This is a genomic window from Pseudaminobacter salicylatoxidans (genome assembly GCF_003148475.1).
Taxonomy (GTDB): Bacteria; Pseudomonadota; Alphaproteobacteria; order Rhizobiales; family Rhizobiaceae; genus Pseudaminobacter; species Pseudaminobacter salicylatoxidans.
This window is the reverse complement of the sequence record NZ_QGGG01000004.1, coordinates 204,816-227,385: the sequence shown is the minus strand read 5'-3', so window position 1 is coordinate 227,385 and position 22,570 is coordinate 204,816. Positions and strand designations below refer to the sequence as shown.

26 protein-coding genes are annotated in these 22,570 nt (G+C 63.5%); 11 read left to right on the top strand and 15 right to left on the bottom strand.

Features of this window, described 5'->3' with window-relative positions; translation table 11 throughout:
• Positions 1-65: 65 nt before the first annotated feature.
• Entirely contained in the window at positions 66-1,247 is a 1,182-nt protein-coding gene (locus tag C7441_RS07740; protein ID WP_109612357.1) for an MFS transporter, read from the top strand.
• Here C7441_RS07740 and C7441_RS07735 read toward each other — a convergent pair.
• A complete protein-coding gene (locus C7441_RS07735) occupies positions 1,232-2,119 on the bottom strand; it encodes a LysR family transcriptional regulator (protein ID WP_109612356.1) in 888 nt (295 codons plus the stop codon). The genes C7441_RS07740 and C7441_RS07735 overlap by 16 nt on opposite strands.
• Before the next feature lie 97 nt (positions 2,120-2,216).
• Between C7441_RS07735 and C7441_RS07730 the strand changes: the two genes are divergently transcribed.
• Positions 2,217-3,173: an NAD-dependent epimerase/dehydratase family protein gene (locus tag C7441_RS07730; RefSeq protein ID WP_109612455.1), complete on the top strand. Its 957-nt coding sequence runs from the start codon at positions 2,217-2,219 to the stop codon at positions 3,171-3,173.
• A 65-nt stretch (positions 3,174-3,238) separates the two neighbouring features.
• Here C7441_RS07730 and C7441_RS07725 read toward each other — a convergent pair whose 3' ends face one another.
• The 3 genes from C7441_RS07725 to C7441_RS07715 form a co-directional block, all read right to left on the bottom strand.
• Positions 3,239-3,397, bottom strand: coding sequence for a DUF3309 family protein (locus tag C7441_RS07725; protein ID WP_109612456.1), 159 nt, complete (start codon positions 3,395-3,397; stop codon positions 3,239-3,241).
• A 127-nt stretch (positions 3,398-3,524) separates the two neighbouring features.
• Positions 3,525-6,680: an efflux RND transporter permease subunit gene (locus tag C7441_RS07720; RefSeq protein WP_109612355.1), complete on the bottom strand. Its 3,156-nt coding sequence runs from the start codon at positions 6,678-6,680 to the stop codon at positions 3,525-3,527.
• A gap of 60 nt (positions 6,681-6,740) precedes the next feature.
• The gene (locus C7441_RS07715) at positions 6,741-7,856 is read right to left on the bottom strand and encodes an efflux RND transporter periplasmic adaptor subunit (RefSeq protein WP_109612454.1); all 1,116 of its coding nucleotides are present in this window, start codon (positions 7,854-7,856) and stop codon (positions 6,741-6,743) included.
• A 505-nt stretch (positions 7,857-8,361) separates the two neighbouring features.
• Here C7441_RS07715 and C7441_RS07710 point away from each other — a divergent pair.
• Complete coding sequence (locus C7441_RS07710) at positions 8,362-9,195, top strand: AAA family ATPase (protein WP_109612453.1); 834 nt, start codon at positions 8,362-8,364, stop codon at positions 9,193-9,195.
• A 62-nt stretch (positions 9,196-9,257) separates the two neighbouring features.
• On the opposite strand, the gene C7441_RS07705 is transcribed toward C7441_RS07710, so the two are convergent.
• The gene (locus C7441_RS07705) at positions 9,258-9,668 is read right to left on the bottom strand and encodes an SRPBCC family protein (protein ID WP_109612354.1); all 411 of its coding nucleotides are present in this window, start codon (positions 9,666-9,668) and stop codon (positions 9,258-9,260) included.
• Complete coding sequence (locus C7441_RS07700; protein ID WP_019172369.1) at positions 9,665-9,997, bottom strand: ArsR/SmtB family transcription factor; 333 nt, start codon at positions 9,995-9,997, stop codon at positions 9,665-9,667. The genes C7441_RS07705 and C7441_RS07700 overlap by 4 nt, the downstream gene beginning before the upstream one ends.
• Positions 9,998-10,181: 184 nt before the next feature.
• On the opposite strand from C7441_RS07700, the gene C7441_RS07695 reads away from it, so the two are divergent.
• On the top strand, positions 10,182-10,628 hold the full coding sequence (locus tag C7441_RS07695) for a GNAT family N-acetyltransferase (protein ID WP_109612353.1): 447 nt from the start codon (positions 10,182-10,184) through the stop codon (positions 10,626-10,628).
• A 60-nt stretch (positions 10,629-10,688) separates the two neighbouring features.
• Here the strand turns inward: C7441_RS07695 and C7441_RS07690 are convergent, their stop codons facing one another.
• Positions 10,689-11,711 carry a glycoside hydrolase family 25 protein gene (locus C7441_RS07690; protein WP_109612352.1) on the bottom strand — a complete coding sequence of 341 codons (1,023 nt, stop codon included), beginning with the start codon at positions 11,709-11,711 and terminating at the stop codon, positions 10,689-10,691.
• Between the two features lie 178 nt (positions 11,712-11,889).
• Here C7441_RS07690 and C7441_RS07685 point away from each other — a divergent pair, with 178 nt between their 5' ends.
• The 3 genes from C7441_RS07685 (at position 11,890) to C7441_RS07675 (ending at position 14,078) form a co-directional block, all read left to right on the top strand.
• Positions 11,890-13,080, top strand: coding sequence for a vWA domain-containing protein (locus tag C7441_RS07685; RefSeq protein ID WP_109612351.1), 1,191 nt, complete (start codon positions 11,890-11,892; stop codon positions 13,078-13,080).
• An 84-nt stretch (positions 13,081-13,164) separates the two neighbouring features.
• Positions 13,165-13,566, top strand: coding sequence for a peptide-methionine (R)-S-oxide reductase MsrB (gene msrB / locus C7441_RS07680; RefSeq protein ID WP_019172366.1), 402 nt, complete (start codon positions 13,165-13,167; stop codon positions 13,564-13,566).
• A gap of 146 nt (positions 13,567-13,712) precedes the next feature.
• Positions 13,713-14,078, top strand: a complete 366-nt coding sequence (locus C7441_RS07675; RefSeq protein WP_109612452.1) for a DUF488 domain-containing protein — start codon at positions 13,713-13,715, stop codon at positions 14,076-14,078.
• An 89-nt stretch (positions 14,079-14,167) separates the two neighbouring features.
• Here C7441_RS07675 and C7441_RS07670 read toward each other — a convergent pair whose 3' ends face one another.
• The 3 genes from C7441_RS07670 to C7441_RS07660 all read right to left on the bottom strand — a co-directional run bounded on the left by C7441_RS07670 (position 14,168) and on the right by C7441_RS07660 (position 15,740).
• Positions 14,168-14,428, bottom strand: a complete 261-nt coding sequence (locus C7441_RS07670; RefSeq protein WP_019172364.1) for a DUF2312 domain-containing protein — start codon at positions 14,426-14,428, stop codon at positions 14,168-14,170.
• 194 nt (positions 14,429-14,622) lie between these two features.
• Entirely contained in the window at positions 14,623-14,931 is a 309-nt protein-coding gene (locus C7441_RS07665) for a DUF1244 domain-containing protein (RefSeq protein WP_026060435.1), read from the bottom strand.
• An 11-nt stretch (positions 14,932-14,942) separates the two neighbouring features.
• Positions 14,943-15,740 (bottom strand): N-formylglutamate amidohydrolase, encoded by a 798-nt coding sequence (locus tag C7441_RS07660; protein ID WP_019172362.1) that lies wholly within the window; start codon positions 15,738-15,740, stop codon positions 14,943-14,945.
• A gap of 244 nt (positions 15,741-15,984) precedes the next feature.
• Between C7441_RS07660 and C7441_RS07655 the strand changes: the two genes are divergently transcribed.
• Together C7441_RS07655 and pyk are read left to right on the top strand one after the other, a co-directional pair.
• On the top strand, positions 15,985-16,470 hold the full coding sequence (locus C7441_RS07655; protein ID WP_019172361.1) for a DUF1036 domain-containing protein: 486 nt from the start codon (positions 15,985-15,987) through the stop codon (positions 16,468-16,470).
• On the top strand, positions 16,467-17,903 hold the full coding sequence (pyk, locus tag C7441_RS07650) for a pyruvate kinase (protein WP_109612350.1): 1,437 nt from the start codon (positions 16,467-16,469) through the stop codon (positions 17,901-17,903). Before C7441_RS07655 ends, pyk begins: the two co-directional genes overlap by 4 nt.
• Positions 17,904-18,000: 97 nt before the next feature.
• On the opposite strand, the gene C7441_RS07645 is transcribed toward pyk, so the two are convergent.
• Positions 18,001-18,645: a tetratricopeptide repeat protein gene (locus C7441_RS07645; RefSeq protein ID WP_026060433.1), complete on the bottom strand. Its 645-nt coding sequence runs from the start codon at positions 18,643-18,645 to the stop codon at positions 18,001-18,003.
• Positions 18,646-18,739: 94 nt separating this feature from the next.
• Positions 18,740-18,865, bottom strand: coding sequence for a type B 50S ribosomal protein L36 (gene ykgO / locus C7441_RS07640; RefSeq protein ID WP_019172358.1), 126 nt, complete (start codon positions 18,863-18,865; stop codon positions 18,740-18,742).
• A gap of 198 nt (positions 18,866-19,063) precedes the next feature.
• Between ykgO and C7441_RS07635 the strand changes: the two genes are divergently transcribed.
• A complete protein-coding gene (locus C7441_RS07635) occupies positions 19,064-19,480 on the top strand; it encodes a lysozyme inhibitor LprI family protein (protein ID WP_109612349.1) in 417 nt (138 codons plus the stop codon).
• A gap of 22 nt (positions 19,481-19,502) precedes the next feature.
• Here C7441_RS07635 and C7441_RS07630 read toward each other — a convergent pair whose 3' ends face one another.
• From C7441_RS07630 to C7441_RS07620, 3 genes are all read right to left on the bottom strand, one after another.
• Positions 19,503-20,579 (bottom strand): 5-(carboxyamino)imidazole ribonucleotide synthase, encoded by a 1,077-nt coding sequence (locus tag C7441_RS07630; RefSeq protein WP_109612348.1) that lies wholly within the window; start codon positions 20,577-20,579, stop codon positions 19,503-19,505.
• The gene (purE, locus tag C7441_RS07625; protein WP_210205613.1) at positions 20,576-21,106 is read right to left on the bottom strand and encodes a 5-(carboxyamino)imidazole ribonucleotide mutase; all 531 of its coding nucleotides are present in this window, start codon (positions 21,104-21,106) and stop codon (positions 20,576-20,578) included. Before purE ends, C7441_RS07630 begins: the two co-directional genes overlap by 4 nt.
• Positions 21,107-21,208: 102 nt before the next feature.
• Positions 21,209-21,520 (bottom strand): hypothetical protein, encoded by a 312-nt coding sequence (locus C7441_RS07620; RefSeq protein ID WP_244916082.1) that lies wholly within the window; start codon positions 21,518-21,520, stop codon positions 21,209-21,211.
• A gap of 166 nt (positions 21,521-21,686) precedes the next feature.
• On the opposite strand from C7441_RS07620, the gene C7441_RS07615 reads away from it, so the two are divergent.
• Positions 21,687-22,067 (top strand): hypothetical protein, encoded by a 381-nt coding sequence (locus C7441_RS07615; RefSeq protein ID WP_109612346.1) that lies wholly within the window; start codon positions 21,687-21,689, stop codon positions 22,065-22,067.
• Positions 22,068-22,570 lie beyond the last annotated feature (503 nt).

The window sequence follows — 22,570 nt, the reverse complement described above, 5'->3', positions numbered from 1 at the left end:
GGGTTGACGATACGTTAAACCGATTTAAATACCGGTTCTACCAATTCTTGATGCGGAAAGCGGCGATGGACGCCACCAATATGATCGAAACCGCGAAGCGCGGCCGCTGGGCCGTGGCGACCGCCTTTTTCGTCAACGGCTTCATCACCGGAAGCTGGGCGCCGCAAATCCCGGTTTTCCTCACGCGCCTCGACATGAGCGAAACCATGCTGGGCCTGCTGCTTCTGCTTTTCGGAGCCGGCGCTATCGTGTTCATGTCGTGGTGCGGCTATCTGATCGCGCGGCACGGCTCGCGCAATGTGGTGCGTTGGTTCGGTCCGGCAGCCGCACTCGGTCTGCCGATCGTTGCGCTGGCGCCCAGCCTGCCGCTGGCGGCGCTGGCCATGATCCTGTTTGGCGGGGTCATCGGTGGCATGGATGTTGCGATGAACGCCAATGCGGTCGCCGTGGAAAGACGCCTGTCGCGGGCCATCATGTCGTCCTCGCACGGCTTCTGGAGCCTTGGCGGCTTTGCGGGAGGGGGTATCGGCGGCATCATCATCCAGAGTTACGGGCATGTCGTCCATGCCGTGCTGGTCGCGGTCGTGGCGGCCATCCTGCTTGCTGCCTCGCTGCGCCATCTCATCGCCGAGGAAAGGCACATCGCCACCGGGCACAGGAAATTCTCGCTGCCGAAAAATCCCGTGATCTATCTCATCGGCATCATGGCGCTGTTTTCCATGGTGCCCGAAGGCTCCGTGCTCGATTGGGCGGCGCTCTACCTCAAGCAGGAGCTTGGCGCCGATATTGCGACGGCCGGCTTCGCCTTCGCGTGCTTTGCCGGCACGATGGCTGCGGTGCGCTTCATGGGCGATGCCGTGCGCAACCGTTTCGGGGCCGTGACGACCCTTAGAGTCTCGGCACTGATCGCGGCCAGCGGCATGCTGGTGGCTGGCTTTGCGCCGACGCCGTGGGTGGCGATCGCGGCCTTTGCTTTCTGCGGCCTGGGCATCGCCAATATGGTGCCGATCGCCTTTTCGGCCGCCGGCAACCAGCCGGGAATGTCGGCTGGCGCGGGCATGAGCGTGGTCACCACCATGGGTTATTCGGGCATTCTGGTTGCGCCATCGGCCATTGGCTTCATCGGCCAGCATGTCGGCTTCAGCCCGGTCTTCATTTCGGTGTCGGCGCTTCTTATCGTCGTCTTCCTGATGTCGGGCCTGGCGCGCCATGCCGACTTCGCACCGAAAGCTCAGCTAGCCGAATAGCGCTTCAGTTCGTCGTGGAGAAAATCCGCCACGCGGCGGATGCGCAGGCTGGCGCGCACGTCGCGATGCAGCGCGAGCCATACGGGCAGCACCGGAAGCGGCAGGTCGGGTAGCAGTTCCTCCATGCGCGTATCGCGACGGATAAGGGGCTTCTGCCCGATGCCGATGCCGTTTCCTGCCTGAACGGCGTGCCAGAACACGATCTGATTGTCGGTGCGCAGGCGGAAGGCGTGGCGCGTGAGGTCTGGCAGGTATGGCTCCAGCCCGCGAATGATGTCGTCGCCGCGGTCGAAGCCGACCAGGTCATGCTCGCGCAAATCCTCAGGTCGTTGCGGCCTGCCGCGTCGGTCGAGATAGGTCCGCGCGGCGCAGAGGCGCAGCGGAATGTCGGTGACCTTGCGGGCAACCAGTTCGTTCTGCGCCGGCCGCACCATGCGAATGGCGATGTCGGCATCGCGGCGCAACAGGTTTTCGATCCGGTTGGAGGCAACGATCTCGACCTCGATGCCAAGCTCCTCGACGCCAAGGCGGGCAAACATTTCGGGCAGCACACAGGCTGCGACCACCTCGCTCGCGGCGATGCGGACCGTGCCTTCTATGGCTTCGACCGATCCGAGCGCCAGCCGTGAAAAAGCGGACGCCTGTTCGCTGACGGCGCGACCGCGCTCGAACAGCAGGCTACCCGCCTCAGTCAGCACGTAGCCCTGGCGCCCACGCCGGAAGAGGGTGACGTCGAGTGCCTTCTCCAGTTCGGCGATGTGGCGCCCGAGCGTGGGCTGGCTGGCGGACAGCTGGCGCGCCGCGGCCGAAAGGCTGCCCGCCTCCGCCACTGCCACGAAACTTCTGATGAGATTCCAGTCGATCTCCTGCATATTCAAAATTGAATAACAAAACTTCATTTCCTGTCAATTTCAATTCGATAATGCATGGATCATATCAAGGTCATTCATGCAAACGGGAGTGACCGACATGACCAAGATCGCAGTTCTGGGAGCCCGCGGCCGGCTCGGCCGGGCAGTTGCAAAGGCCTTCCTCGACGCCGGATACGACGTGCGGGCTGTGACCCGCGACGGCAAGCTGCCGGCCGAATTGTCCGGGGTGGAGGCCGTCATTGGCGATGCACTGGACGAGGCCTCGCTGATCCGCGCCACGCAAGGCGTGGATATCGTCTTCAACGGGCTGAGCCCGGTCTATTCCGATTGGAGCACCTGCCTGCCGATGGCGGAAAACGTGATGGCGGCGTGTCACGCCAACCATGCGCTGCATCTCTTCCCCGGAACGGTCTACAATTATGGATCACCGATCCCGGCAGTCATTGCCGAAGACACGCCGCAACGCCCGACCACCGAGAAGGGCCGTATCCGCGTGGCGATGGAGGACCTGTTCCGCCGGGAGGCCGAGGCGGGGCGCGTGCGCACGACGCTCCTGCGCGCCGGCGATTTCTTCGGCGGCAAGGGTACCGGGTCGTGGTTCGATCTGGTCGTGACCTCCAAGCTCGAAAAAGGCGTCTACACCGCACCGGGGCCGGTCGATCTGGCGCATGAATGGACCTATCTGCCCGACCTTGCCGCGGCCTTCGTGGCGCTTGCGCAAAGGCGCGAGGCGCTTGGCGCTTATGAAAAGCTGAACCTGCCCGGACACGCGGTGACCGATCTGCAGATGAAGGCGGCCCTCGAGAAGGCCATGGGGCGCACGCTCAAGCTTGCTTCGATGCCCTGGTGGGTGTTGCGGGCCGCGAGCCCCTTCGTGCCGATGTGGAAGGCGATCGTCTCGATGTCCTATCTGCGGTTCGAGGAACATCGGCTGGTGTCGTCACGACTGGAGCGGATCATCGGCACGATCCCTCATACGCCGCTTAACGCTGCGGTGGAGCAGGCTTTGGCCGACCTCCATCTCCTCAGTGCCGCAGCCGCCAGGGCAGCGTGAAACTTGACCCGACGACAGGAAGCCCGAGCGACGGGTTCCGGGCTTTCTGTCGATGCGGCGAGGCTTCAGATACGACCCATCAGCACCAGGATCAACAGTACGATCAGGATGACGCCGACAATGCCGGATGGCCCGTAACCCCATCCCCGCGAATGCGGCCAGGCCGGAATGGCGCCGAGCAGGATGAGTATCAGGATGATTACAAGAAGCGTGCTCAGTGTCATGGCCATGTCCTCGTTGCTCAAGAGTATCAATGAGTTGAGAATGGCCGGGCGGCGAGGTGGTTCCCTGGAGGTGCAAGGCCCGGCAGCCTTGCACGGCGGTGAGACAGACCGGTGCGGGCGGTGGTCGTTATTCGGCCGCTTTGGGAAGAGCGTCTGCGGGCACGGGTTCGGGGGCTGGGCGTTCCGCTTCCGGGCGGGCCCTGCGCCACCGGAACAGGCGGCGCATGAAGCCGCTGACGCGACTATCCTTGCTGCGGGTGAACACCATCAGCATCGCCGGCGTCACGATCAGCGTCAGCACCGTGGCAAAGGACAGGCCGAAGACGATGGCGCTCGACAGCGAAATCCACCATTGCGTCGACGGCGCGTTGATCGTCGTCTCGTGATGGAAGATTTCCAGGCCAAGACCGAAGGCGATCGGCAGCACGCCGAAGATGGCCGACAGCGCGGTCAGCACGACCGGACGGGCGCGTTCGCGGCAGGTCTGCAGCACGGCGTCCACCTTGTCCCAGCCTTCGTGGCGCAGCCGGTCATAGGTGTCGATCAGCACGATGTTGTTGTTCACCACCACGCCGGCGAGCGCGATGACGCCGATGCCCGACATGACGATGCCGAAGGGCTGGCCGGTGATAAGCAGGCCCAGCAATACGCCGATGGTGGACATGACCACGCAGGACAGCACCATCATCACGCTGCTGAACTTGTTGAACTGCGCCAGCAGCACGATGAAAATCAGGAACAGCGCCGCACCGAAGGCCTTGCCGAGGAAGTCGCTCGCCGCCTTGCTTTCCTCGTCCTCGCCGGCGAGCTTCCACCGGATGCCGGTCATGTCCATCTTCTCAAGAGCCGCAGTCACCTGCGCCTGCGCGGCAGACGGCTGGACACCGCTGGCAACGTTGGCCTGCACGACGATGGTGCGCTGGCCGTCGATGCGGTTGAGGATGCCCACCTTGTGCTCCGGCTGGCGGGTGACGAAATTGGAGATCGGCACCGAGCCCTGCGCGGTTTCAATCCGAAGCTGGTCGAGCGTCGACAGCGTGCGGCTGTCCTCCGGCAGGCGCAGGCGGATATCGACCGCATCGTCGGCACCGGCCGGGCGATAGTCGGAAAGCTTGAGGCCGTTGGTAACGAGCTGCACGACGGAGCCCACCGCAAAGGGGCTGGCGCCATATTGCGCGGCCTTGCTGCGATCGATCTTCAGCGCCCAGTCGATGCCCGGCGGCGGCAGACCGTCGGAAATGTCGATGACGCCCGGAATGGTCTTCAGCATGGCCGCGACCTCGCGCGCCTTGTCGTTGAGGCCGGCCGGATCGGTGGCCGACAGCCGCACCTGAATGGCCTTGCCCGTGGGCGGTCCAGCTTCCGGCACCTGCACTTCGACATCCACGCCGGGAATGCCCGCCATCGCCTCGCGCAGATCGGTCAGCACCTCATGCGCGGGCTTGCGCGCGCGCCAGTCCACGAACTCGTACTGGATCACGCCGACGACATCCTCGTCGACATTGTTGCCGCCGCCGGTGGCCTTGCCGGCGCGGGTATAGACCGACTTCACGCCCGGCCAGCCGAGAATGCGCTTTTCGGCATGACTGACGGCGGCGTCCATCTCGGCCAGCGAGAGATTGCCGCGGGCATGGACATAGAGCAGGCCATATTCCGGCTCGACATTCGGGAAGAACTCGACGCCCTTGCCGTTATGCGCGTAAGTCCAGGGCACCGCGACCAGCAGCGCGACCGCCAGCAGCAGCGTCATCACGGGATGGCGCACGGCGAGCTTCACCGTGCTCATATAGAGCCCGTCCTTGTGTTCCGGCTCGGGATGCGCCTTGCCGAAGATGGCGCCGAGCGTGGGCGTGAAGACGAGCGCGTAGAGCATCGAGGCCGACAGCGTCACGATGAGCGTGATCGGCATGTATTTCATGAACTCGCCCACGATGCCCGGCCAGAACAGCAGCGGCGAGAAAGCGGCGACGCGCGTCATGGTGGCGGCGATGACGGGGCCGGCCATGCGCCGCGCCGCCAGCGCATAGGCCTCCTTCTTGTCCATGCCTTCGGTCATCCGCCGCTCAGCGAATTCGGTGACGATGATGGCATCGTCCACCAGCATGCCCACCGCGAGGATGAGGCTGAACAGCACCACGATATTGACCGTGAAGCCGCCCAGCGACAGCAGCAATATGCCGAGCAGGAACGAAGTCGGGATGGCAAGGCCGATCAGGATCGAGGCGCGGCCCGACAGCGAATAGAGCACGATGATGAAGACCAGGATGACGGCGATCATCACATGATTCTGCAGATCGCCCAGAAGCTGGCGGATCGAGGTCGATTTGTCCTGGCTGTAGGAGACGACGCTGCCCTCCGGCAGTCGCTTGGCGTATTCGTCGGCCACCGCCTTCACCGCATCGACGGTTTCGACCAGATTGGCGCCGGTGCGCTTCTTCACCTCGATGGCGATGGCGGGTTTGCCGTCGAGGCGGGTGATCGTCTCGGCGTCCTTGTAGGTGGAGCGTACGGTGGCGATTTCGCCCGCCCGCACGACGGCATTGGGGCCGGCGACGATCGGCAGATCGGCGACGTCTTCCGGTGTTTCGATCAGCGATGGCACCTTGATCGCGTAGCGGCCCTCGGAGCCTTCGATATTGCCGGCTGCGACGAGGCTGTTGGAGGTGCCTACGCCCTGGATGAGCTGGTCGAGGCGCAGGCCATAGGACGACAGCTTCACCGGGTCGATGATGACTTCCACGAGGTCGTCGCGCGCGCCCTGCAGGGCGGCTTCCAGGACGCCGGGCACTTCCTCGATGCGGTCGCGCAGTTCGCGCGCGGCGGCCGTTAGCGCCCGCTCCGGCACATTGCCGGCCAACGTCACCACCAGCACCGGGAACTCGGACAGATTGACCTCGTTGACCGTTGGCTCCTCCGCGCCTTGCGGCAGGTCGCGCTTGGCGTCCTGCACCTTGGCGCGCACGTCCTGCAGCGCGGTCGAAAGATCGGCGCCGGCATTGTATTCGACCAGTACGTAGCCGCCGCCCTGATAAGCGGCCGAGCGCATCTCCTTGACGTTGGAAAGGCTCTTCATGCGGGTTTCGACCGGGCGCAGCAGCAGGCGCTCGGAATCTTCCGGCGAAATGCCGTTATAGGCCAGGCTCACATAGATGATCGGAATCTGAACGTCCGGTTCCGCTTCCTTGGGGATCGCCCGATAGGCGAGCGCCCCGGCGATCAGGAAGAACATCATGATAGAGAGCGTGAGCCGCGCATTGCGGATTGCGTAGCCGACGATGCCCATATTGATAGCCTTTGTCGTGTGAAGCGGACGTCGCCCGCATGCGCTTTCGAAAAGCCGGCGCTACTTTGCCGCCAGCTTCCTGATCGTTTCGGCGTCGGCCTCGACCGGCTCCACCATGTCGCCTTCGCTGACCAGATCCTGGCCGGCCACGATGATGCGCGCATCGGCGGGAATGCCGCCGAGCACCAGCCCGTTGGGCGTGTCGTCGACGAGATCGATAGGGTGGAAGGTGACCTTGCTGTCCTTGTCGACCGCGCGGATGCCGAGGTCGCCGGTGGCGCTCAGCGTTACCACCGAGCGCGGCAGGACGACGGCATCGGTCGGCTGCGCCCGCACGACGATCTCGGCGGTCATGCCGGCGGGAATGGCCCGTTCGGCGTTCGGCACGGCAATCTCGATGCGGAAGGTGCGCGTGGCGGCGGAGGCATCGCGGCTGATGAAGCGCACCGTGCCCTGCACGACCTCGCCATTGACGAGCCGCACCTCGGCCTCGTCTCCGGTCTTCACATAGCGCAGATTGCGCTCGCTGATCTCGCCCTTGGCGATGATCGGATCGAGGCTGAGCAGGGTCGCCACCTCACCGCCGGCCATGATCGAGCTGCCGAGTTCAACCGGCACGCGGTCGATGACGCCGTCGAACGGTGCCTTGACCTCGTTGCGGGCGAGTTCCGCCTGTGCGGCTTCGAGCTGCGCCCTGGCCTGGGCGAGCGCGGAACGCACGATGTCGGCCTGCAGCTTCGGCGAATTACCGGTCTTGACCAGGCGCTCCTGCGCCTCCGCCTCGGCCTGCCGCTGGACCACGATCTGGCGTGCGGTTTCGACGGCGGCGCTCTTTTCCTCGGCATCGAGCATGAGCACCAGATCGCCGGCCTTCACGCGCTGGCCCTGCTTGACCGGCAGTTCGGCGATGACGCCTCCGACACGCGTGGCAAGCACGGCACGCTTGTCGGCCTCGGTCTGGCCGGACATGCGGATGGCGCGGGCGTGCTGCACGCGCGCCGGCGTGATGACAGCGACGGTGCGGGTCGGCGCCTTGGGTTGTTCGCTCGCCGCCGGATTCTTTTCGACTTCCGTGGCGGCGCTGCCGACGGAGGAAAATTCGCCTGTTCCCATCCAGACGGCGAAACCAATGAGCACGCCTATGGCGGCAAGCTTGTGAAACCTGACCTTGGCCATGATCATTTCCAAATTTCTGGGTCCCGCGAGACCACGGTCGTTATGAGGCGTGCCGTGCGATGTGGGTACGCCTACAGCGAGATTCAATCGTTTCGAATGCGCAAAACATCATCGTTTGCGGATTTCCGACAGGCCGCGCTTTCTATCTCAAAGTGCCAGCGCAAAACAGTCAGAAAAATTCATCGATCAAGCAATCCTGACAAAGTGTTGTCAGCAGATCGCTTGCTCACATCTGTGCGGCGCGGATGCTTTCATTGGGGGTCCCCTGCCTTTCGCAGCTCCTTTGCGACCGAGGCTGAGCCAGTGTGCGCGCCGCTACTATCGGCCAAAGATGGCAAATTTCCAGTTGCTGCCGCTGAAGTCCTTTGTATGGCTATGCGGCCATTCTATATTGCGGCGCGGCAATCTCGATCGGGCAAGGCGCGCCGCTCAAATGGGCCGAAGCGCCTTGCCGCGAGGGAACGAGGCACCTATCGTCGCGGCCGGCATGAAAGCGGAGTTTGGAATGCGTTTTGAAGGCACGTCGGCCTATGTCGCCGAAAATGATCTGATGGTGGCGGTCAATGCGGCGATCGCGCTGGAGCGGCCGCTGCTGGTGAAGGGCGAGCCGGGCACCGGCAAGACCGAGCTTGCCAAACAGGTGGCAGCGGCTTTGGGGCTCGACCTCATCGAATGGCACATCAAGTCCACCACCAAGGCGCAACAGGGACTTTACGAATATGACGCGGTGTCGCGCCTGCGCGACAGCCAGCTCGGCGACGACCGCTTCAACGACATCAAGAACTATATCCGCAAGGGCAAGCTGTGGGAGGCCTTCGCCGCCGACCGCAAGGTGGTCCTGCTGATCGACGAGATCGACAAGGCCGATATCGAGTTCCCCAACGACCTCTTGCAGGAACTCGATAAGATGGAATTCTTCGTCTACGAGACCGGCGAGACGATCCGCGCCAGGCAACGGCCAATCGTCATCATCACCTCCAACAACGAGAAGGAACTGCCCGACGCCTTCCTGCGACGTTGCTTCTTCCACTATATCCGCTTCCCCGATGCCGAGACGCTGGCGAAGATCGTGGAGGTTCACTATCCGGGCATCAAGCAGAGCCTTGTGCGTGCGGCGCTGGCTCAGTTCTATGAAGTGCGCGAGGTTCCGGGGTTGAAGAAGAAGCCTTCCACCTCGGAGGCGCTGGACTGGATCAGGCTGCTGGTGGCCGATGACGTGGACCCGGCCGATCTGCGCGCCGACCCCAGGAACGCGCTGCCCAAGCTGCATGGCGCGCTGCTCAAGAACGAGCAGGACGTGCATCTGTTCGAGCGGTTGGCATTCATGGCCAGGCGATAAGAGAAGACGCTTATCAGGCCTTGTCCGGGCATACCTCTTTGAAGGCAGGATGACCGGCACCATCAATCCATCCGTGCCAGAGCCTGTTCCAGCGACGCGAGGAAGCGCGGCCAGCCTGCCTTTGCACCCTGATAGAACTGCTCCTGATCGAGCTGGAAACCGGACTGTTCCATGCGCAAGCTCGTGCCCGCAGCCGAAGGGGCGAGCGTCCAGGTCACAATGCTTTCGAGGCCGTTGGCGTCCCAGCTGTAGACCAGGGTCCGGTACGGCTCGATTTCGAGGACCTTGCAGGAAACCGAGCCCCAATCCGCGCGCAACTCAAAGCGGTGGCCGACCTGTGGCTGAAAGTCGTTCTTCATCAGCCACTCTTCGATAAGCTGCGGCTGCGTCAGCGCGCGCCAGATTTTTTCCGGTGCATATGGGAGCTCCCTTTCCAATGTGACGGATCGGGTCTTGGTCGACGTGTCGGTCATTGGTCCATCCTCTTGAGTAGATCTTCAAGCTCGTCGAACCGGCTTTGCCAGAAGTCGGTCATCCTGCCAGTCCAGTCGTTCAGCGGGGCGAGGGCATCGGGGCGCGCGCGATAATGGGTCTCCCGGCCTTCTCGGCGGTCGATCACCAGCCCGGCCTTTTTCAGAACGCCGAGATGTTTTGAGACGGCAGGTTGTGAGACGCCTGCCTGCGCGGTCAGCGCATGAACTGTCTGCTCGCCTTCAACACACAGACGTTCGAAGAGGCCGCGCCTCGTCGGATCGGCGAGTGTCGCGAAGAGCAGGTCGTGGGCAGCGGGTGTCACATTCATAACTCTCCGGTGATTGGTTTTAATCAATAACTGACGAGCTATTGATTTGTCAACCACGGAACGACACCCCCCAAGGGACTTGTCATGGCGCGCGGCCAGAACATTTTGGAATCTGGCCCTTTGCCGGTATCGCGTAGGCTGGGCAGAGTGCCGTCGATCACGCAATGACAGAAAGCGATTGCCAATGAGCGAAATCACCATCCGCCCCTTCCTGCAGAGCGACCATGACGACTGGCGCCGGTTGTGGACGGCCTATCTCGAATTCTACAAGACGACAGTCCCCGAGGAGGTCTACAACACCACATGGGAACGGCTTTTCGCGCAGGGCGAATTCGAGCCGAAGGGGTTCATGGCCTTTCTCGACGGCAAGGCGGTGGGGCTGGTGCATTATCTCTACCACCGCTCCTGCTGGGCGATCGTCAACAACTGCTATTTGCAGGACCTGTTCACCGTGCCCGAAGCGCGCGGCAAGGGCGTCGGCGCGGGGCTGATCGAGGCGGTGCGGCAGGAGGCCGGCAAGATCGGCGTGACCAATGTCTACTGGATGACGCACGAGACCAATGCCACAGCGCGCAAGCTCTATGATCACGTCGCGCGGCGCACGGGCTTCATCGAATACGATCTGCTGTAAGGGTTTTGGTCTGCCGGGAGCGGAAATCCGCGGGGCGGTCCAAAACCGCCCCGTGACGTTTCAGCTCGAACGCGCGTCGGCCCAGTCGTGCCACTGGTCTTCGCTGCCGTGGAAGACGTTGAGGTCGATCTTGCCGTTGACACCCTGCGAAAGGCCCGAGCCCGAATATTGCCAGAATATCCACTTGCGGCCGGGATAGACTTTTGAAGGATGCGCGGCAACCGAGCGCAGCCAGAACGGGTAGTCCAGGAACGCGCCCTGCAGGTTGTCGCGATAGAAATCCGGTGCGGTGTAGATGATCGGACGCTGGCCGTAATGCCGCTCCAGCCTGTCCATGAAGACCTGCATCTTTTCACGAATCTTTTGCGGCGACAGGCGTCGCTTGCAGCTCGATTCGCCATTGTATTCGACGTCGATGACCGGCGGCAGCGCGCCGGGCACGCGCGGCACATTGCGGATGAACCAGTCCGCCTGCTCGCTGGCGACCCGGCACCAGTAGAAGAAGTGGTAAGCCCCGCGCTTCAGCCCTGCTTCATGCGCCGCGCGCCAGTTCTTTTTGAACATCGGATCCAGGTGATCGCCGCCATCGGTCGCCTTGATGTAGGCGAAGTTGGCACCTTGCGTGCGCAGTTTCGCCCAGTCGATCTCGCCTTGCCAGCGCGAGACGTCCACGCCATGCACGGCAAGCCTCTTGGGCGAGGCCTTGCCGAAATTGATCGGCTTGGCGTCGCGGAACTGGCGGCTGTAGATCTGCGCGCGCACCGGCGAGCGCGTACGCACGGTCGGCTTCGGCGGCGTCAGCATCGCCACGGGCTTTTCGGCGGGAACGGGCATGCCCGTCACGCGGGTCTGGGGCACGAGCGCTTCCGGCGTAGGTACGGGGCCCGCCCAGGCCAGAACTTCTTCCGCCTGCGCCTCGATCACCACGTCGGCGGTCGGCACGGGACTTGCCGGCCGCGCCACCGAACTCGTCGTTTCGAGCGACGGCTTCTGGGCGAGAATATCGTCGATGCCGGAACTCGACGTACAGCCCGCGACCGCGAGGCAGGCAAAAAGGATGGCTGGCACGCCTGAGAAACGCATAAGCACCCGCACGCAAACAATTGTGACGGCAGAATCGGAGCCGTCGGGATCCACTCAGGTGAATTGCTAACGGGAAATTACCAAGAAAGACTGAATCCCGATTTTTACCATGTGTGGTAGAAACCGGACAGGTCGGCCGGGCTTGCCTGCCAGCCTGTTGCAGCGCAAAGTGCGGCGCATGTTCATACCCTTCTTCCTCGAACTCAAGGCGGCCAAGGTTCCGGTTTCGCTACGGGAATATCTCGCTTTGCTGGAAGGCATGCAGGCCGGCCTCGTGACCTATGATGTCGAGGGGTTCTACTATCTGGCGCGCGCAGCGCTGGTGAAGGACGAGCGCCATATCGACCGTTTCGACCAGGTGTTCTCGCACGTCTTCAAGGGCGTGGAGGCGGTGGCGGGCGAGGGGACGGTCGATGTCGCCAACATCCCAGAGGAATGGCTGCGCAGGCTTGCCGAAAAGCACCTGAGCGAGGACGAAAAGAAGCTCGTTGAGGCGCTGGGCGGTTTCGAGAAGCTGATGGAGACGCTGAAACAGCGCCTGGAGGAACAGAAGGGACGCCATCAGGGCGGCTCGAAATGGATCGGCACGGCGGGCACGTCCCCCTTCGGCGCCTATGGCTACAATCCCGAAGGCGTGCGGATCGGCCAGCATGAAAGCCGCCATCGCCGCGCGGTGAAGGTGTGGGACAAGCGCGAGTTCAGGAATTTCGACGATGCGGTCGAGATCGGCACACGCAACATCAAGGTGGCGCTCAAGCGGCTCAGGCGCTGGGTGCGGGAGGGCGCGGAGGAGGAATTCGACCTGCCCGGCACCATCCACGCTACGGCCGAGCACGGCTATCTAGACGTGCGCACGCGTCCCGAAAGGCGCAATGCGGTGAAGCTTTTGATGTTCTTCGATGTCGGCGGCTCGATGGACGATCACATCAGGAGCGTGGAGGAATTGTTTTCGGCAGCGCGCGCCGAGTTCCGGCAACTGGAATATTTCTACTTCCACAACTGCCTCTATGAAGGCGTGTGGAAGGACAATCGCCGCCGCCATTCCGAAGTCATTCCTACGCTCGACGTGCTGCACAAATACGGCCACGACTACAAGGTAATCTTCGTCGGCGACGCCTCGATGAGCCCCTATGAGATCACCTATGCGGGAGGCTCGGTCGAGCACTGGAACCCCGAGCCCGGCGCGGTGTGGCTGCAGCGCGTGCTCCAGCAGTGGCCGAACGCGGTGTGGCTCAACCCGATGCGCGAAAAGCACTGGAGCTACACGCATTCCATCGGCATGATCCGCGAGATTTTCGTGAACCGCATGTATCCGATGACGCTGACGGGGCTCGAACAGGCGACGAAGGAACTGTCGCGGAAGCACTGATGCGCAGCCTGCGCCGGCTTTCAGCCGGCGGACGGCAACACTATATTGGGCGTAAAGCCAGCAAGACCTTCATGGAGACACGAGATGGACGAACATCGCTATCCGGTGACCCGCACCGATGCGGAATGGCGCGCGCTTCTGACGCCGGAGCAATATGCGGTCATGCGCGGGCATGGCACCGAGCGGCCGGGAAGCTGCGCGCTGCTGCATGAAAAGCGCGCCGGCACCTTCGCGTGCGCCGGTTGCGACCAGCCGCTGTTCGAATCCACCCTGAAGTTCGAAAGCGGCACCGGCTGGCCGAGCTTCAACGACCCCGTCGAGGGCTCGGTGGAAACCACCGTCGACCGCAGCTACGGCATGGTGCGCACGGAGGTGCATTGCGCGCGCTGCGGCAGCCATCTGGGCCATGTCTTCGAGGACGGTCCGCCGCCGACCGGCCTGCGTTATTGCATCAACGGCGTGGCGCTGAATTTTCGTCCGGCGTGAGCCGTTTGGCGGCGTAAGGATCATGCGTGAGGATGGTCGCGGTTCCAGTGGTCAGTTTGCCTGACTTGCCGGGCTGTTGAAATGCTCCATCTGCCATGGAGACAGGTTTTCCGGCGCCACGCCGCATGTCGAAAGGAGCAGGGGCCATGGATGCAACGATCGCCGCAGACAGGGTACGGCTCAAACGGGCCTATGAACCGCCTTCGGCCGGGGACGGTACGCGCATTCTCGTCGATCGCCTCTGGCCGCGGGGCGTCAGCAAGGCGGATGCCAGGCTGGACGACTGGATGAAGGATGTTGCGCCCAGCACCGAGCTGCGCAAATGGTTCGGCCACGATCCCGCCAAGTGGGAGGAGTTCCGCCGCCGCTATCGCGACGAACTCGCCAGCCACGCGGACGACATCGAGCGGCTGCGTGCGCTCGCGGCAAAGGGTGCTCTGACGTTGGTTTATTCGGCCCATGACGAGGCGCATAACGACGCTGTCGTGCTGCGCGAAGTGCTGCTGGGCTGAGCCACGCTTTCTTGCGAGGCCAAAAAGAAAAGGCTGCGGCATGGCGACCGCAGCCTTGATTCCCGGACAAGTCGTCGCTGGCGGGCAATTCACTCCATCCCGAGAGCGGCCTTGTAGAGGTCGAGGATCGCTTCCTCTTCCTGGCGTTCGGCCTGATCCTTCTTGCGCAGGCGGATGATGGTGCGCAGCGCCTTGGTGTCGAAGCCGGTGCCCTTTGCCTCGGCAAAGACGTCCTTGATGTCGTCGGCTATGGTCTGCTTCTCTTCCTCAAGACGCTCGATGCGCTCGATGAAGGCGCGCAGCTGGCCCGCGGCAACAGTCTGGCTGGTTTCGGTGATCTCGTCGGCCATTCTCTATGCTCCGGATGAAAAAGCCGCGACTCGGCGCGGCGGATGTGTGCCCGTTCGATGCCTTACCCGATCCGGAGGGTCAAGGGCGCAAAGGCAACACAGTTGTCCCGAAAAGCCTCTTTGCGGGCTTGCCGGGGCCTGTCCTGCCATGTTTGCGCATCTGTCGGGGAATGGCGCGAAGACGTCCGCGCTGTTCAGTGGTCCTTTGGGCGGCTTACCTCGAACTGCGCCTTCTGCGCGCCCGAAGCCTCCGTCTGGTACTTTGCCTGCCACTCGGCATAAGGCATGCCGTAGACGATCTCGCGTGACTCGTCCTTGCTCAGCGCAACTCCGGTGTCCTCGGCGGCTTCGCGATACCAGTTGGACAGGCAGTTGCGGCAGAAGCCGGCGAGGTTCATCAGGTCGATGTTCTGCACGTCGGTGCGGTTGCGCAAATGCTCGACCAGACGGCGGAAGGCGGCAGCCTCGAATTCACGCTGCTGTTCATTGCTCAACTCAACCATTGCGATCTCCTTCACAGCGGCCCGGTGCGCGAGCCGAATTGCCTGACCTCGTGTATATCGGGGCGCGCATTGATGGCGTCAACGATGGGGGCAAGGTAGTTCGCCCATTCGTCGGCGGTGGCCTCCTCGGCGATCTGGTCCTGCCGGATCTCGATCAGTGCATGGGCGTAGCCGTTGACGATGGCGTGGCGGAACATGGTGTCGCCGCGCAGCGCCCCGTCATAGGGCTCGTTGTCGCCGACGATCAACGTCTTGTCCTGCGCGAGCGCCTCGATCAGCGGGCGCACCGCGCGGTCGTCGCGGTCCCACAGGATGCCGACATGCCACGGGCGCTTGCGCCCCTGCATGACCGGCGTGAAGGAGTGCACCGAAAGCAGGAAGGGTGCCTTGCCGCTTTCTTGCGCCACGGAGGCGACCATGGCTGCGACGGCGTCGTGATAGGGCCGGTAAAAAGCCTCCAGCCGCTTCTGGCGCTCTTCTTGCGTGATCGGATAGTTTCCCGGCACGACGGTGCCGTCATAGAGCTGGCGAATCAGCGTCGGGTCGTCCTCGCCCCGGTTGGGGTCGATCAGCAGGCGGGAGAAATTGGCCATCACCGCCGGCGCGTCCAGAAGGGCCGCCAGGCGGCGGGTGACATGCTCCACGCCGATGTCATAGGCGATGTGGCGCTGAAATTCGCTTTCGGGCAGGCCGAGGCCGTCATATTCTTCCGGCAACTCGCGTCTGGCGTGGTCTCCCACAAGCACGATGCCTCGCTTGCGGTCGCCCTCGATGATTTCGAAGGGGGCAAAAACTGCGGATCGTGTCATAGGTTCTGCAAAGTTCCGTGTGCGGGTGTTGAAGGGGATAGAAACGTCATTCCATGAAGTTATGCTGGGTGCAATGCCGTTGTTTGGTCAATGTTGTGACAGAAACGGCTTCGAGGCTGCGTTTCACCCCGCATGGCTCAATCTAAATCGATTGGATTTGCATCCGCTGGCGCGTTGACATGCGTCCGCACTTTGCCGAAAAGGGACAACAAGAATGCCGAAACGAAGCAAAGGAGAGGCAAGGATGGGTTTCGCGGGGGCGCTGCGCATGCGTTCTGTGTGGTCCGCGCTGCTGACATTCCTTGCGCTTCCCGTTTTCCTGGCCGCCACCGGGGAGGCGCGCGCAGACTTCCGGGTTTGCAACGCGACCCAGAGCCTGGTGGGGGTTGGCATCGGCTATCGCGCGAAGGCGGGCTGGGTCACGGAGGGCTGGTGGCATATCGAGGCCTCGACCTGCAAGACCCTGATCGAAGGGCCTTTGTCATCGCGGTTTTATTACCTCTATGCTGAGGATTCCGAGCGCGGCGGGCGCTGGGACGGTCCAATCAACATGTGCGTCGCGGACAAGGAGTTCAAGATCGCCGGGGTGAACGATTGTGTCGCCCGAGGCTTCCAGCGCGCGGGGTTCAAGGAATATGACACGGGTGAGCAGGCAAGCTGGATGGTCCAGCTGACCGACGAGCCCGCAACCGACGGCGCAGCAGCCGTCACGGGAACGGGTTCTCCATGAGACGCAGTCGTAAGGTAAAGATTCTGGCAACGCTTGGTCCGGCCTCCTCCTCCCAGGAGATGATCCGGAAGCTGTTCGAGTCCGGGGCGGACGTCTTCCGCATCAATATGAGCCATGCCGACCATGCGCTGATGCGCGAACTCGTCGGCCGCATCCGCGCGGTGGAAGAGAGCGTCGGGCGCCCCATCGGCATTCTGGCGGACATGCAGGGACCGAAGCTGCGCGTCGGCAAATTCGCCAACGGCAAGGTGGCGCTTACGATCGGCCAGACCTTCACGCTGGACGACAACCCCGCAGAGGGCGACGCCACGCGGGTCTATCTGCCCCATCCCGAAATCCTGTCCTCGGTGAAGCCCGGCCACCGGCTGCTCATCGACGACGGCAAGCTGGAACTGACGGCGGTGACGTGCGACGGCAAGTCGATCGTCTGCACGGTCGTGGCTGGCAACGGCATCTCCGACCGCAAGGGCGTCAGCCTGCCCGACACTGAACTGCCGATGGGCGCGTTGACCGAGAAGGATCGCGCCGACCTCGATGCCGCGCTGGCGGCGGGCGTCGACTGGATCGGCCTGTCCTTCATCCAGCGGCCGGAGGACCTGGCCGAAGCGCGCAAGATCGCACGCGGCCGGGCGCTGCTGATGTCGAAGATCGAGAAGCCGCAGGCGGTGACGCGTCTGGCCGAGATCATCGAGCTTTCCGACGCCATCATGGTGGCGCGCGGCGATCTCGGCGTGGAAATGCCGCTTGAGGCGGTGCCCGGCATCCAGAAGCAGATCACCGGCGCCGCGCGCCGCGCCGGCAAGCCGGTGGTGATTGCAACCCAGATGCTGGAATCGATGATTTCCGCGCCGGTGCCGACCCGCGCCGAGGTGTCGGACGTGGCGACAGCCGTGTTCGAGGGCGCGGATGCGGTCATGCTCTCGGCCGAATCGGCAGCTGGCCAGTATCCGGCCGAGGCGGTGGCGACGATGAACCGCATCGCCCAGCGCGTCGAGCAGGACCCCACCTATACCAGCATCATCAACGCCCAGCGCCCGGAACCGGAAGCGACCGGCGCCGATGCCATCTCGCTGGCTTCGCGGCAGATCGCCGAAACGTTGAAGCTGTCGGCGATCGTCACCTACACATCGTCGGGCACGACCGGGCTGCGCGCCGCGCGCGAGCGCCCGCGGGTGCCCATCATCGCGCTGTCGCCGGTCGTGCAGACGGCGCGCCGCCTTTCCGTCGTATGGGGCACGCATTGCGTGGTGACGGAGGATGCCTCCGATCTCGACGACATGGTCGATCGCGCCTGCCGCATTGCCTATGAGGAGGGCTTCGGCCGTCCCGGCGACCGCGTGATCGTCACGGCGGGCGTGCCGCTGGGAACGCCGGGCGCAACCAACATGCTGCGCATCGCCTATGTCGGCGCGGAAGGACACGGGGGCGCGTAAAGCATCATCCCTAAACGCGGCCACCGGATTTCGGAAAGGTCATGCGTGAACAAGGCGGGTGCTCTCCGTGAGCGTTCCGCGCAGACAGGCCGGCGGTTCAGATGGATTCGCCGGCCAGTTCTTCCGACAGGGCGCTGACCCGGTCCTGCGCGCTGCGCATCATCGGATAGATGTCGAGAACCTTCTGCCAGGCTTCCAGCGCCAGTTCCTTGCGGCCGCGCATTTCCATGATCTGCGCCATGCCGGCCAGCGCGCCGAAATGACGAGGCTCCAGCCTCAGCGTATGTTCGATATCGGCCATCGACTTGCCGTAGCCGCGCATCATGAAATGCACGGTGGCGCGGCGGTTCCAGCCTTCCGCATAGTCGGGCGCGAGGGTGACGACCTGATCGAGGAAGTCGAGCGCGACATCGAATTTCTGCTCCTCCATCGCCTTCTGCGCCCATTGCATCATCAGGTCTATGGAGGCGCTTCCGGACCTGTTCCAGCGGTCCTGAATGCGCGCGGCGATGCGCTCGGCGGCTTTCTCGTTGCGCTCGCGCTTGAGGTCGACAAACAGCGTGTCGATGGTAATGGGAGCTTTCGGGGCCGCCTGCTCTTGCGCAGCGTCTGGGGCCTGCGGATCATCCGAAGGCAATGGCGCAAACGGCGTTTCCTGCCGGGATGGCCCGGACTGCGCGACGGCCGGCGCCGCGCCGGCAGCCAGGGACAATGTTATGCAAACAGCAAAAACGCTCCTCATGCCGAAGAAGCTAATCCACGGCATGGGAACGTCAAACTGAAAATCGCGTGAGAAGCGCGAAGCACCGACGCCGGAAGGGTTCCGGCGCAGGGGGTCAGCCCTGGCGCGCCTTGAAGCGCGGGGCGGTCTTGTTGATGAGGTAGACGCGGCCCTTGCGGCGGACCAGCTGGCAGTCACGATGGCGGGCCTTGAGGGCCTTGAGCGAATTCTTGATCTTCATTGTCTTGCCTGTCGAATGCGGCCCTGCGGGCGATCAAAAAGGCACGCCCGCAGACGCGCCCGAACTTGTGGCTGGCACTTAGACGAGAGTCCTTGCCGATGTCAACCTCCGCTCGATATTTGTCATGTGCCGGCGCGGCGGAATTGCGTTGTCCGCGATACAAATATTCTTAGTCGTGATCGATAGGGAGTTTCAGCCATGTCCTTTGTTCTTCGCAGCCTGCTTTTTACCGTTCCCCTGCTTATGACAAGTGCGGCCGTCGCGCAGATACAGCCGGGATGCTCGGAAGCTTCCGATCAGGCAAGTCTCAACCAATGCGCCGACAAGGCCTACAAGAAGACCGACGCGGCGCTGAACGCTACCTATAAGGAGATCATGGGTCGTCTGAAGGATGACAAGGACACGCGAAAGCGCCTGGTGACCGCGCAACAGGCCTGGATAACGTTTCGCGATGCTGAGTGTGATTTTGCGACTGGCAACAGCCTCGAGGGCAGCATCTATCCGATGCTGGTGCTGAATTGCCGCAACGCGCTGACCCATGACCGGCTGGAGCAGCTCAAGGGTTATCTCAAATGCGAGGAAGGCGACCCCAGCTGCCCGGTGCCGCCGAAGTGACACGGGCGGCAATCGCGCCGGGTCAGCGTTTCAGCCGGGTGAAATGCCCCATCTTGCGGCCGGGCCGGGCTTCGGCCTTGCCATAGAGGTGCAGCACCACGTCCGGCTCGCCGGCGAGTGCGGCGGCTCGTCCGATATCGTCGCCGATCAGGTTTTCCATCACGCAGTCGCAATGCCGCGCGGTGGCGCCGAGCGGCAGGCCGGCAACGGCGCGCACATGCTGCTCGAACTGGGAGACGATGCAGGCGGCTTCCGTCCAGTGGCCGGAATTGTGGACGCGCGGCGCGAACTCGTTGGCCACCAGCGAGCCATCGTGCAGCACGAAGAATTCCACGCCGATGACACCGACATAGCCGAGCGCCTCGAGAATCGCGCGGGCGGCGGCCTTGGCGTTCTGCGCAGTTTCCTCACCGATGGATGCCGGCACTGTGGACGTGTGGAGAATGCCGTTGCGATGCACGTTTTCGGGTGGATCGTAGGCATGCACCGTGCCGTTGCGATCGCGGGCTGCGATCACCGATATTTCGCGCTGGAAGCCGACGAAAGCCTCCAGGATCAGCGGCACCCCGCCCATCGCGGAGAACGTGGTGCCGGTTTCGCTCTCCGGCAGGTTGCGCAGAACCCGTTGTCCCTTGCCGTCATAGCCCATGCGCCGGGTCTTCAGCACGCCGACGCCATCGAAATCGCGCAGCGCGGCGTGAAGGGTTTGCGCATCGTCCACGGCGCGGAAGTCGGCGGTCGGGATGCCGATGCCGTTGAGGAAGGTCTTCTCGGTCAGCCTGTCCTGCGAAATGTCGAGCGCGCGCGCCGGCGGCAGCACTGAAACCGATTCGACGAGGACTTCGGCCGAGACGACCGGGACGTTCTCGAATTCATAGGTGACGACATCGCTGAGGCGGGCCAGTTCGCGCAGTGCGAAATGGTCGTCATAGGTCGCCACGATCTGATGGTTGGCAACCTGCGCGGCCGGGCAGTCGACCTGCGGCTCCAGCACGACGGTGCGATAGCCGAGCCGCGCCGCCGCCATGGCCAGCATCCGGCCGAGCTGGCCGCCGCCGATGATGCCGATGGTGGAGCCGGGGGCGAGCGGCGTGGTCATGATGCCTCCACGGGGCGGTCTGCGACCTTGGCCGTCTGTTCGGCGCGCCAGGCATCGAGCCGCGCGGCGAGTGCTTCGTCGCCCAGCGCCAGCACGGCGGCGGCGAGAAGCGCCGCATTGACGGCCCCGGATCTGCCGATCGCCAGCGTGCCGACGGGAATGCCGGCCGGCATCTGCACGATGGAGAGAAGCGAATCCTGCCCGGACAAGGCCCTTGATTCGACCGGCACGCCGAAGACGGGCAACGGCGTCATCGCCGCGGTCATGCCGGGAAGGTGCGCCGCGCCGCCCGCGCCTGCAATGATGACCTTGAAGCCCTCGGCCTTGGCGGTGCGGGCAAAATCATAGAGCCGCTCGGGCGTACGGTGCGCCGAAACGATCCGCGTGTCGTGGGAGATGCCGAGCGCCTGGAGCGCTTCGGCGGCGTGGCGCATGGTTTCCCAGTCGGACTGGCTGCCCATGATGATGGCGACGTCGGCGCGCTCTTTGCCCAATTTCAGGCCTCCGGTTTCAGCCGGCACGCTCATGGCCGGCGTTCCGTGGCATTAGCGAAATGCGCGCCGCCCCGCAAGCGATGCCACCGCAGAAACGAACACCATGCGGTGCGGTTCCCGCCCGTTGCGCTGCAATCAGCGGGGGATGGGATTTATGGATTTCAGCTGATTGTCCCGGTCCACGATCAGCTCATATTGCGCAAAATGTCGGCCATCGCTGCAGGTTACGAGCACAGTCTTGCGGATCTGCGTCGACTGGCGTTTGTCGAGCGTTATGTCGCGGACTTCATCGCACCAGTGCCCGGCGTTTCGGATCAATCGCGCCATGCGCCGCTCCCACATCGCTTCGGCGGCTCCGGACATATCCGGTGAAGCCGCCAGCGCTGAGGTTGTCGCCACCAGAGCGAGAGCAGGAGCCAATGCGGTACAACGGACGAACCGTTCCATGATTGCCAATTCCCCAGAAAATGCCGGCAGGGCGGCCGTGCCGGACACGCACAAATATGGCGCGGCCGCGCGGTGCGGGTAGGCGCAATCTTTTCAATTGTTGATCGGTTGCGGGATGAACCAAAGTCCGATCCGCACGTTTTTGCGTCAAACTGGAGATACGGCCATGTTCTCGTTCGTTCGTCGCTCAACCTTGTCGGCGCTGATCTGTCTCGGCGGTATCGCGACGACACCTCACATCGCCAGCGCCCAAATGCAGTTCGAACTCGATGAGCAGGGCGGACGCGTCATCATCGGCCCGGATTGCCGCCGCGAAAGCAATCGCTACGATCCGCGTTGCCGCGACGAATACCGGCGCGACTATCGCGGTGAACGTCGCGGATGTTCGCCTGAACAGGCGCTGGACAAGGCGGAACGCCTGGGATTGCGGCGTGTGCGCATCGAAGATGTCGGTCGCCGCTTCATCGAGGTCAGCGGCCGCTCCGAAGGACGGCGCGTGCTTGTGACCTTCGCGCGGGAGCGCGGATGCCCGGTCCTTCGTCGTTGACGGGCGGGTGTTGCCGCGTCTGCTGTTTCCGGCAGCGTGGCGGTGAAACAACAGGGACGAAATTTGTCATTCCAGGCCGGTGTCGGACCTGACGAACGCGCCGGGTTCTGGCAATGTCCGTACCGTTGCCGCCGCAGCCATTATGGCTGCCGGCGCGGCATGGAGAATGCGAGAATGAATGCTGTTCGGCCCGGCCTGACGATACTTGCTGTGGCTTGCCTGGGAGCGCTAACGACCGGTTGTACGCGCACGTCCGACGGTTCCATCGAATTTCACCGGCCAGTCTACGAAACACCAGGCTGGTTCAAGCGCCGCGCCTCAACCGCTCCGGCCGACGCAGTTTTTCCCGCGCCGCCTCCCGCACCGCAGCCGGTCGTTGCGGCGCGTTCCCAACCGGTCCGAAAAGCGCAGCCGCGTCCGCGCCGGACAGCGGTGCAGAAACCGGTCGCGCAGCCGCCCGTTTCCGCCGATCCTCCCGCGCCGGTAACCTGCCGCAACGTTAC